The organism is Caldicoprobacter sp., assembly GCF_047459465.1.
In the GTDB taxonomy this organism is placed as follows: Bacteria; Bacillota; Clostridia; order Caldicoprobacterales; family Caldicoprobacteraceae; genus Caldicoprobacter.
Map to the genome: position 1 here is coordinate 1 of NZ_VSCO01000134.1, position 4717 is coordinate 4717.

General features: G+C 49.1%; 6 protein-coding genes. 5 read left to right on the forward strand and 1 reads right to left on the reverse strand.

The genetic code is table 11. From position 1 onward, the window contains the following. The 4 genes from sigG to pgeF all read left to right on the forward strand — a co-directional run. On the forward strand, window positions 1-582 hold a 582-nt coding region (sigG, locus tag FWJ59_RS07920; protein ID WP_414481409.1), incomplete at its 5' end, for an RNA polymerase sporulation sigma factor SigG. 203 nt (window positions 583-785) lie between these two features. Further along, window positions 786-1037 (forward strand): YlmC/YmxH family sporulation protein, encoded by a 252-nt coding sequence (locus FWJ59_RS07925; protein WP_414481410.1) that lies wholly within the window; start codon window positions 786-788, stop codon window positions 1035-1037. Window positions 1038-1270: 233 nt separating this feature from the next. Then, window positions 1271-1735, forward strand: coding sequence for a transcriptional regulator NrdR (gene nrdR / locus FWJ59_RS07930; RefSeq protein ID WP_414481414.1), 465 nt, complete (start codon window positions 1271-1273; stop codon window positions 1733-1735). Between the two features lie 21 nt (window positions 1736-1756). Continuing rightward, entirely contained in the window at window positions 1757-2590 is an 834-nt protein-coding gene (pgeF, locus tag FWJ59_RS07935; RefSeq protein ID WP_414481411.1) for a peptidoglycan editing factor PgeF, read from the forward strand. 73 nt (window positions 2591-2663) lie between these two features. Here pgeF and ychF read toward each other — a convergent pair whose 3' ends face one another. Next, the gene (gene ychF / locus FWJ59_RS07940) at window positions 2664-3758 is read right to left on the reverse strand and encodes a redox-regulated ATPase YchF (RefSeq protein WP_414481412.1); all 1095 of its coding nucleotides are present in this window, start codon (window positions 3756-3758) and stop codon (window positions 2664-2666) included. Window positions 3759-3974: 216 nt separating this feature from the next. On the opposite strand from ychF, the gene FWJ59_RS07945 reads away from it, so the two are divergent. After that, the gene (locus FWJ59_RS07945; RefSeq protein ID WP_414481413.1) at window positions 3975-4619 is read left to right on the forward strand and encodes a DUF4350 domain-containing protein; all 645 of its coding nucleotides are present in this window, start codon (window positions 3975-3977) and stop codon (window positions 4617-4619) included. Window positions 4620-4717: the final 98 nt, after the last annotated feature.

The window sequence follows — 4717 nt, forward strand, 5'->3', positions numbered from 1 at the left end:
GACGACCTTTTCCAGGTGGGATGTATCGGACTCATCAAAGCTATTGATAATTTTGATCTTTCTCAAAATGTAAAGTTCTCAACTTACGCCGTACCCATGATCATCGGCGAGATAAGGCGGTACCTGAGGGACAACAATTCCATAAGGGTTAGCCGCTCGCTGAGGGATATCGCCTACAAGGCCCTGCAGGTGCGGGAACAGCTAATAAGTAAAAACGCCAAGGAACCTACCATAACCGAGATCGCCAACGAGCTCAACCTCCCGAGGGAAGAGGTGGTATTCGCACTGGACGCCATACAGGATCCCATCTCCCTTTTTGAGCCCATATACCACGATGGCGGAGATGCCATCTATGTCATGGATCAGGTAAAGGATGAGAAAAATCAGGATGACAGCTGGCTTGAGGGAATAGCTCTGAGGGAGGCCATGAAGAAGCTCAATGAAAGGGAAAAGCTCATATTGACCATGCGCTTCTTCGAAGGCAGGACTCAAGTGGAGGTGGCCAAGGAAATAGGCATCTCGCAGGCCCAGGTGTCCAGGCTTGAGAAGACGGCACTGGCCCACATGCGAAAGTATATATGAGATCGACTTAAACCGTATAAAAGAAGACGCATAAAACGAGAAGCCTTGCTTTGGTGCGGGGCTTCTCTTTTTTATTGCTTGGCTGCTGAAGTTTACTTAAGCCCTGTTCAAGGCTTGAGCCTTGTAATTATATGGCATTTTTACATTACAAGGTGAATAAACTTTACTGAGACAAACGTAGAGGAAAACAGGGGAGGGTTACCATGGAGAAAACTTCCGATTTTAGGCAGAAGGAGGTTATAAATATCAGAGATGGCAGGCGATTGGGCGTGATAGTTGATATGGAGTTTGACTTGCACAGCGGGCGAATCACCGCCATCGTGGTGCCCGGGCCCAACCGATGGCTGGGGTTTTTAAAAGGGGACCATGACCTGGTCATCCCTTGGGAGAACATAAAGAAGATAGGAGATGATGTCATACTGGTTGATGTGGATCCGTCCATCATAAAGAAGTAGAACGATTCCAACCAAAGGCAGCATGGCTTTAAGGGCACGTAAATGTGGACGAGCCGGCTTAAAAAAGCTATAATAATAAAAAAGAAGGCCGATTTTTAGCCGGCTTTCTCGCTTGGCTGTCCCAAATACCGCCTGTTGGGGATGGGACGGCTCAAAAAAGGCGGACTATAAATACCCTAACCATCTAAACCTGTATGCCTTTGTGCAGGGTTTAGATGTTCGATAGGCCAGCCATGAAGTGCCCTTTTTGCTACCAAGCTGAAAGCAAGGTGGTAGACTCCCGTCCCACCGATGAGGGCTTTACCATTCGCAGGCGACGCGAGTGTACCAAGTGCGGCAAGCGATTCACCACCTATGAGAAGATAGAGCAGCTACCGGTGTTTGTCGTGAAAAAGGATGGCAGAAGGGAATCTTTCGATAGGAATAAGATCCTGAAAGGGCTTTTAAAAGCATGTGAAAAGAGGCCCATATCCCTCAAGGATTTGGAAGAGCTGGTTCAGGATGTGGAAAAGCAGGTCTTCAATTCCCTGGAGCAGGAGGTTACCAGCCAGCAGATAGGCCAGATGGTGATGGAAAGGCTGAAAAAATTGGACGAAGTGGCATATGTGCGGTTTGCATCGGTGTACCGGCAATTCAAGGATATAAACACCTTTATGGAAGAGCTAAACAAGCTTATGAAGGAGAAGATGTCAGAATAAAGAGGGAAAAGGAGTTTAAGGATGGAGTTTAGCACGGGATTTGAGCTGCGAGAAAGGCAAGGCGTATGGTACTGCGTTATACCTAGCTTTGAAAGGACCGGGCTGGTGAGCCACGGCTTTAGTACCCGAAAGGGAGGGGTAAGTACTCGGCAGTATGGCACCTTGAATCTCGGCTTTAACAAAGGTGATTCTAGTGACGCGGTTATGGAAAACTTCTTACGGTTTTGCCGGGTGCTGGATATAGACCCTCATGATACGGTGTTTTCCGACCAGGTGCACGGCGACAAAGTGGCTGTGGTGGGTATAGGCGACAGAGGGAAGGGGGCCTTTAGGGAGAGCGATATACTCCAAGCAGATGGCCTTATGACGGGGGAGAAGCAGGTGGCTTTGGTGACCTTTTATGCCGACTGTGTGCCCCTGTTCTTCTTGGATCCTATACGCAGAGCCATTGCCTTAAGCCATGCGGGGTGGAGGGGTACGGTGGCCTGCATAGGAGCCAAGACGTTGGAAAGCATGCGCCAACAGTTTGGTACCCGCCCCGAGGAGTGCCTGATAGGGATTGGCCCATCCATTGGTCCCTGCTGCTTTGAAGTTGACCCTCCGGTGGCACAGCAATTTGCCGAGATTTTTGCCAAATACCAGGATATAATAATAAAGCCCGGCTCTCAACCGGGCAAGTACCGCATAGACTTGTGGATGGCCAATGCGTTGCAGCTGAAAGAAATGGGTGTTCCTCCCCGCAATATAACGGTGGCGGGCATGTGTACAAGCTGTCGACAGGACCTCTTCTTCTCCCATCGCAGGGATAAGGGTAATACCGGCAGGATGGTCGCCATGCTTATGCTTAAAGGTTGAAAGCATCAAGGGTTTATGCTATCGTCCTCATATCTACTGAGAAAAACCACATGCGTGATACAGCAAACGGCCGTCATACGTTGAAGCGGAACAGCACCACGTCGCCGTCCTGGATGACGTAATCTTTACCTTCGGACCTTACCAGCCCCTTTTCCTTGGCGGCCGTATAGGACCCCACGGCTACCAGAGTGTCATAGGGAATGACTTCGGCCTTGATGAACCCACGCTCGAAGTCGCTGTGGATTTTACCTGCAGCCTGCGGCGCTTTGGTGCCTTTTTTTATTGTCCAGGCCCTTACCTCCTTGGGGCTGGCCGTCAAAAAGCTTATGAGGCCCAGCAGGCTATAGCACGCCGATACCAGCTTATCAAGCCCCGAGCTTTCCAGGCCCATCTCCTGCAGAAACGCCTTTTTCTCCTGCTCATCCAGCTGGATGATCTCTTCCTCCAGCTTGGCGCATATCACCACTACCGGGGCATTTTCCTTTTTGGCGTATTCCTTGACTTTCTGAACCAGAGGCGGATCCTCCTTGAGGCCAACGTCCTTTTCGGATATGTTGGCGGCGTATATCATCGGCTTTGAGGTCAACAAAAAGAGCTGCCTCACAAGATTTTGCTGTTCCTCCGTAAATGTCAGGCTCCTTACGGGTATACCCTTCTCGAGGTTTTCCTTTATGTACTCCATGACCTGCAGCTTTTCTATGCTTTGCTTATCTCCGCTTTTTGCCATCTTTTGCACTTTTACCATCTGCTTTTCCAGGCTTTCCAGATCAGCGAATATCAGTTCAAGATTTATGATCTCTATATCGCGGATGGGGTCAATGCTTCCCTCCACGTGAGTTATATCCTCATCGTCAAAACACCTTACTACATGTACGATGGCATCCACTTCTCGTATGTGGGACAAGAACTTGTTGCCAAGTCCCTCGCCCTTGCTGGCACCCTTGACTAGGCCTGCAATGTCGACGAATTCTATGAATGCCGGCGTGACCTTTTCAGGCTTGTACATCTCGGCCAGGTTCTCCAGCCTGGGGTCGGGGACAGGGACCACCCCTATATTGGGCTCTATGGTGCAAAATGGGTAATTTTCGGCTTGCGCTCCGGCTTTGGTTATGGCGTTGAAGAGGGTGCTCTTACCGACATTGGGCAAACCTACTATTCCAAGCTTCATATCAGTATTCCTCCAGATATCGTTTATGGGTTTACAATTGGAAAAGTATATATTATTATATATTACTTGGACAAAATAATCAATGTCCGATACCCTCAAGGGCTGTTGAGATTACCTCAAAATGTTAAATGAAATGCCGTTTTGTGTATCTCGCGCTTGCACGTAAGGTAAATACGATAATAGTATTCAGCCTACATTGAGGGAGGGGATGATATCTTGAAGGTAGCATGGAGTAGCTCCCATGCGGAATTTTTAATAAGCGATTCGTATTACTTTTCTACATTAGAGCAGGAAAGCCGAAAGAGGGGCATAGAGATAGCGGAAGTGGCCGATTTCGATGAGCTGTTCCGTTATCCCGTAATAGTGTTCAACTATAGCGAAAAGCCCTTCGATGAGCCAGAGATAAAGGCCATCGAAAGGGCTGTTGAAGATGGAAAGCGGATCATTTTCACGGCGCACTTCAACAACAAGGATAATGTTGCCGAAATATGCAATGCCGTGGCTGAAAGGTTTGGAATGCGGCTTAAGATGGACGAGGTGGTTGATGAGAACAATTTTGACGAAGGCGATTGCCGCATGGTGATCACCTCCAGGGTGGAAGCTTATGCCCAAGGCGTAAACCAAGTGGTGTTTCCATATAGCGCTCCCATAGAGGCGCTGCATCCCGATGTGCGCGTAGTGGTGCGGGGCGAGGAATCGGCTCTTACCGGCTCGAGGGAGAGGGCGCCCATCATGGCGGCCGAACGGAGGATGCCCTCGGGAGGGAGTTTGGTGGTGTGCGGCAGCTGCCTATTTTGGGACAACTATTCCATAATGCGTAAGGACAATTTGGCCTTTTCAATCAATCTGCTCAGCATGTGAATAGATGCTTTTATCCTGATAGGCTTTATCAGAAAAGCAGTTTTAATCTATAGCAGCTGTCGACCGGAAAGGGTTGACGACGTCACAGGGGAGCGTAA

What these genes read in the sequence shown, in the direction of transcription:
- FWJ59_RS07925 (WP_414481410.1), top strand. Translation starts at nt 786, where the DNA reads ATGGAGAAAACTTCCGATTTTAGGCAGAAGGAGGTTATAAATATCAGA.
- nrdR (WP_414481414.1), top strand. Translation starts at nt 1,271, where the DNA reads ATGAAGTGCCCTTTTTGCTACCAAGCTGAAAGCAAGGTGGTAGACTCC.
- ychF (WP_414481412.1), bottom strand. Translation starts at nt 3,758, where the DNA reads ATGAAGCTTGGAATAGTAGGTTTGCCCAATGTCGGTAAGAGCACCCTC.
- pgeF (WP_414481411.1), top strand. Translation starts at nt 1,757, where the DNA reads ATGGAGTTTAGCACGGGATTTGAGCTGCGAGAAAGGCAAGGCGTATGG.